This window comes from Pelagicoccus sp. SDUM812002, assembly GCF_031127835.1.
Taxonomy (GTDB): Bacteria; Verrucomicrobiota; Verrucomicrobiia; order Opitutales; family Opitutaceae; genus Pelagicoccus.
In genome coordinates, this window is the sequence record NZ_JARXHX010000119.1 from 1 (window position 1) to 561 (window position 561).

Annotated in this window: 1 protein-coding gene; it reads right to left on the reverse strand. The window is 44.6% G+C overall.

From position 1 onward, the window contains the following. Positions 1-71: 71 nt before the first annotated feature. Positions 72-561, reverse strand: a 490-nt coding sequence (locus QEH53_RS23955) for a hypothetical protein (protein WP_309025765.1), incomplete at its 5' end; no start/stop codon positions are given.

A 561-nucleotide genomic window follows, 5' to 3' on the forward strand; every position in this document is an offset into this window, starting at 1 on the left:
GAACGTCGAGTGCATACGCGGAGGCTAGCGCGGAGCGCTGGCCGGAGTTGTATGGCACGACTGGTTCTCCCTTATTTTGTTAAGTAGAATGATTCTCCTTGTTTTAGTGTGCCAGTTATTGGTACGCATGTTTCTTCCCAGACTTCGTCCGTCACTGGAGTCAACATACCATCGTCACCGACCAGAAAGGCTTCGTGTATGTCTTTTTCATCCGGCCAGAGCTTTCTGGTGACGTGAATTTCATTCGAATCCATAACTTCGGTCATTTCTATTCCGTCTTTGAAATAGTAATATCTCATTGGATCGATCATGAATGTGTCGATTCTCATAACAGCTACATCACCGAGCCAAAGAACCTGGGTTTGAATTCTTCTTTTCGGCGTGTTTTCGCCTACGAAGATAACTTCATCCGTAAGTATTTTCGTACCGTTTCGGAAGAAGGTGGTTTTGGTTCCATGTTCAACTTCTTCATTGGTCGATTTCAGTTGGGCATTTAGGGCTACTGTCGCAAAAGTGGATAGAAAAAGTGCTAGGATCGGTTTCATTCTATTTTGGAGAACG